The 4,217-nt window shown below is 66.8% G+C and carries 3 protein-coding genes and 1 pseudogene; 3 read left to right on the forward strand and 1 reads right to left on the reverse strand.

Features of this window, described 5'->3' with window-relative positions:
* From VE759_RS06850 to VE759_RS06860, 3 genes and pseudogenes are all read left to right on the forward strand, one after another.
* A partial coding sequence (locus tag VE759_RS06850; RefSeq protein WP_324929506.1) for a thioester reductase domain-containing protein occupies window positions 1-1,048 on the forward strand: 1,048 nt, incomplete at its 5' end.
* Window positions 1,049-1,154: 106 nt separating this feature from the next.
* Window positions 1,155-2,390, forward strand: coding sequence for a CoA transferase (locus VE759_RS06855; RefSeq protein ID WP_324929508.1), 1,236 nt, complete (start codon window positions 1,155-1,157; stop codon window positions 2,388-2,390).
* Window positions 2,390-2,593, forward strand: a pseudogene (locus VE759_RS06860) (aldolase/citrate lyase family protein); the annotation flags it as partial. The gene VE759_RS06855 and the pseudogene VE759_RS06860, both read left to right, overlap by 1 nt.
* Window positions 2,594-2,703: 110 nt before the next feature.
* On the opposite strand, the gene VE759_RS06865 reads toward VE759_RS06860, so the two are convergent.
* Window positions 2,704-3,804, reverse strand: coding sequence for an AbrB family transcriptional regulator (locus VE759_RS06865; RefSeq protein WP_324929510.1), 1,101 nt, complete (start codon window positions 3,802-3,804; stop codon window positions 2,704-2,706).
* Window positions 3,805-4,217 lie beyond the last annotated feature (413 nt).

The raw sequence follows: 4,217 nt of genomic DNA on the forward strand, positions 1-4,217 counted from the left end.
CAGGACCTTCGACAGCGGCGACCCGCAGCTGCTGCGGCACTATCGGGAATTGGCCGCCGAGCATCTGCAGGTGCTCGCCGGCGACAAGGGCGAGGCGAACCTCGGCCTGAATCAACGTGTTTGGCAGCAACTGGCCGACACCGTGGATCTGATCGTCGATCCAGCGGCGCTGGTCAACCACGTGCTGCCCTACAGCGAGCTGTTCGGCCCCAACGCACTTGGCACCGCCGAGCTGATCCGGATCGCGCTGACCACCAAGCTCAAGCCGTACATCTACGCGTCGACCATCGGGGTGGGCGACCAGATCACGCCCTGGGCGTTCACCGAGGACGGCGACATCCGGGTCATCAGCGCGACCCGCGCGATCAACGACGACTACGCCAACGGCTACGCCAACAGCAAATGGGCCGGCGAAGTGCTGCTGCGGCAGGCCCACGACCTATGCGCGCTGCCGGTGTCGGTGTTCCGCTGCGACATGATCCTCGCCGAAACGAGGTACGCGGGCCAGCTCAATGTGCCCGACACGTTCACCCGGATGATGCTGAGCCTGGTCGCCACCGGCATCGCGCCCGGGTCTTTCTACGAACTCGACGCGGACGGCAACCGGCAACGCGCGCACTATGACGGGCTGCCGGTGGATTTCATCGCCGAGGCGATGTCGCGCCTCGGTGCCCAGGTGGTGGATGGGTTCGAGACATATCATGTGATGAACCCCTACGATGACGGCATCGGGCTCGACGAATACGTCGACTGGCTCATCGAAGCGGGGTACTCGATCCAGCGCATTCCCGACTACGCGGCTTGGTGGCAGCGGTTCGAGACTGCCATGCGGGCCCTGCCGGACCGACAGCGCCAGCACTCGCTGCTGCCGTTGCTGCACAACTACCGGCGGCCCGAGAAGCCGATCAACGGACCCATCGCGCCGACCGGGCGGTTCCGCGCCGCAGTTCAGGACGCGAAAATCGGCCCAGACAAAGACATCCCGCATGTTTCCGCACCGATCATCGTCAAATACATCACCAACCTGCAACTGCTCGGACTGTTATGAGGTCCACCGGCCTGAAAGGGTCACCCCCAAGTAATGGTCTTGTAAGGAGCTGCGTGTGCAGGCACCGACCCCATTCCTGACAAACCCGAAACGGCAAGGATTAACCATGATTCACCACCCCGAAAAGAAGGCGAGGCCTGTCGCGATGAACGGGCCGTTGCACGGGATCCGCGTCCTCGACATCAGCACGGTCTACGCCGCGCCGATCACCGCCATGTTGCTCGGCGATTACGGCGCCGAGGTCGTCAAGGTCGAGCATCCGATGGGCGATCCAGCCCGATCGCACGGGGCGACCAAGGACGGCCACGGATTGTGGTGGAAAGTCATCTCCCGCAACAAGAGATGCGTGACCCTCAATTTCAGCAAGACCGAAGGCCAGCAGATCCTCCGCGAGCTAGTGCGCCACGCGGACGTGCTGATCGAGAATTTCCGTCCCGGCGTGCTGGAGAAGTGGGGTCTGGGGCCCGACCAGCTCACCGCGGTGAACCCGGGTCTGATCATGTTGCGTGTCACCGGCTTCGGCCAAACCGGGCCGTACTCCAGGCGGCGCGCATTCGGGACCCTCGCTGAAGCGATGAGCGGTTTCGCGCACCAAACGGGCGACGAAGGCCGCCCCCCAACGCTGCCGCCCTTCGGTCTCGCCGACGGGGTGGCCGGTATCGCGGGAGCTTTCGCCGTCATGACCGCGCTCTATCACCGCGCCTCCGCAGAGGGGCAGGGCCAGGGACAGGTCATCGACCTGTCGCTGCTTGAGCCCCTTCTCGCAATCCTGGGGCCGGGGCCCACCGCATTCGACCAGCTCGGCGCGGTCCCCGGCCGTCATGGCAACCGTTCCCCGAACAACGCCCCACGCAATGCCTACCTCACCCAGGACGGTCGTTGGGTCGCGATCTCGGCCAGCGCCACCTCTGTCGCGGAGAGAGTCATGCGGCTGGTCGGTCGACCCGACATCGTCGAGCAGCCCTGGTTCACCTCGGCCGGTGAGCGCTGTCGAAACGGCGACATCCTCGACGAGGCGGTGGCGAAATGGATCGCCGACCGTCCCCTTAGTGAGGTAAGCCAGGAGTTCGAACGTGCCGGCGCGGCACTGGCACCGATCTATGACGTCGAACAGCTGATGAGCGATCCGCATGTGATCGCCCGCGAAACCATCACCACCGTCGATGACGAGGATCTGGGGCCCGTGAAGATGCAGAACCTGATGTTTCGCATGCTCGGCACGCCCGGCTCCATCCGGTTCGCCGGTCGCCGGCTTGGTCAGGACAACGAGCAGGTCTACCGAGATTCACTGGGCCTGGACCCAGGGTGCGTTGCAGCACTGCAAGACAGGGGTGTGCTGTGATGGACCGAAGCTATTTGTTCGCCCCAGGCCACAGCGAGAAACTGCTCGGCAAAGTCTTCGATGCCCGCGCGGACGCGGTGATGCTCGACCTCGAAGATGCGGTTCCGCTGCAACACAAGACAGCGGCCCGAACGAACGTCGCCGATGCTCTGGCCTTCCATCCCACATGGGTCCGCATCAACGCCGCCGGAACCGAGCTCGCCGTCGGTTCGCGGCGGGCGTCCGATGTGGTGGGGCTGCCGCCGGTGCCCAACTTGGCCGCTGGAATTGCCGGGCAGCCGATCAGCCAGGTCGAAGTACTGAAGGCGGGCCGTCAATCGGCCACCCGGATGAGCTCGCTGCCGGCCGAGCTCCTCGCCACGATCTGATCCGCCCGGCGGTTCCCGAACCGGACCAACAGCCGCGCCATCAGGGGAGCGGCGAATAGCATCAGCAGCACCCTCATCATCTGCGCGGCAATGATGAATGTGACGTTCGCGCCGGATTCCACGGCGGTGGCCAGGACGGCGTAGACGCCGCCCGGGCTGGTCGCCAGGTAGCCGTCGAGCCGGCTGATCCCCGCGAACTGAGCCAGCAGCGCGCCAAGCCCCGCCGAGGCGACGCCGATCAGCACGATCAGGCCGAACGCCGCCGGCAGGATCCGCTGGATCGCCCGCAGCGACTCGCGGGTGAAGGCAACACCGGCCTGCCAGCCGATCACCAGGTAGCCGATTTGCAACAGCAGCGCCGGCACCGCCAAGCCGAACGACCCCCCGGTCAGCTCGAGCACGATCGTGATGGACATCGGGCCGAGCAGACCGGCGCCCGGCAGCCTGATGAGCCGCCCGGCCGTCGCGCCGACCAGGACAACGACGCCCAGCATGACGATGTTGAGATAGCCGGGCGCGGAGGCGCTTTCAGGCGCCTGGACGGGCCCATGCTTGTCGGCGTGGTAGGCGAGCGTGACCACGAGCGGCATCGACGCCATGATCAGCGCGACGCGCAGGTACTGCACCACAGCGACCACACGGATGTCGCCGCCGAGCTCGCGCGCGATCGACACCAGTCCCGCGGCACCGCCGGCCACCAGTGCCAGCGCTCCGGTAAGCGGGCTGACCTCGCGGTGCAGGCCCAGCAGCGCCCCGCCGACGATGCTGAGCACGAGCGTGCCCACCACGGTGGCGACGACGATCGGCCCGTCCGATCCGAGCCCACCGAACGCGTCGCGATGCACCATGGCGCCGATGTAGACGCCGAGCACCCCTTGCGCGGCAATATCGGCCCGGCGCGGGACTCGCGCCGGCGCCAACGACATCAACGCCAGCGCGATCGCGACCAACAGCCCCGCGAACAGCGCCGCCGACGGTACCCCGAGCTTTGTCAACGGAAGAGTCACACCGACGCTCACCACGGTCAACAGCAGCCACTTCCGCATTTCGCCTCCTTGTCAACTCTCGCATTCGACAGAGCGCCCACGGTGACGCGCCGGCGGGTGGGCTGCCGGGGCTGGCTGCCACCTAGTCACACAAGGCCACACAAGCTGGCGGCGGCGTTCGGCCTTGTCGGGTGGGCAGCCCGAAGTAGCGCACGTAGAGGGCACCGACGGCCACCACGATCACGAACGAGGGGGCGATGAACATCACCGCGACGGCCAGCGCCCCCGCGCGTCCGCGCCTCCCAGGTGCTCATTGCGCCTGGCGGTAGCGGCGCATCGATTCGGGGTAGCCGACCACGGCGGCGTCATAGACGGGAACCCCCAGCTCTCGGGCCAGTTCGAGCGCGACAACGGGCGCGCCCACCCGACGCCGGATCCATTCGCCATCGGCGGCGACCGCGACGGCGGTGGTG

This window comes from Mycobacterium sp. (genome assembly GCF_035640695.1).
In the GTDB taxonomy this organism is placed as follows: Bacteria; Actinomycetota; Actinomycetes; order Mycobacteriales; family Mycobacteriaceae; genus Mycobacterium.

Coding starts and splice junctions, on each gene's coding strand:
- VE759_RS06855 (WP_324929508.1), top strand. CDS start 1,155: ATGATTCACCACCCCGAAAAGAAGGCGAGGCCTGTCGCGATGAACGGG.
- VE759_RS06865 (WP_324929510.1), bottom strand. CDS start 3,804: ATGCGGAAGTGGCTGCTGTTGACCGTGGTGAGCGTCGGTGTGACTCTT.